General features: G+C 70.2%; 1 pseudogene. It reads right to left on the minus strand.

The features are described 5' to 3' along the window. A pseudogene (locus IL252_RS17550) lies at positions 1-242 on the minus strand (glycine dehydrogenase); the annotation flags it as partial.

Raw genomic sequence — 242 nt, forward strand, 5'->3', positions numbered from 1 at the left:
GCTGTCGTCTTCGGCCGCGCCGACGAGGCGTCCCGGGACCTGCCGGAGGTACTCTTCACGCGTGACGAACAGCCCGAGTCCGAACCCGTAGGCCGTGCCGGTCCCCAGCGAACTCGCGTCGCCGACGGCGGCCAGCCCTTCCTCGATAGTGCCCCGGACCGTCGGGTTCTCGGCGTAGACCATCGCCACGTCGTCGTCGAGTGCCTCCCGTAGGGCGTCGAGATCGACGTTCCCGTCCGTCG

This window comes from Halomicrobium sp. IBSBa (genome assembly GCF_017612575.1).
In the GTDB taxonomy this organism is placed as follows: domain Archaea; phylum Halobacteriota; class Halobacteria; order Halobacteriales; family Haloarculaceae; genus Halomicrobium.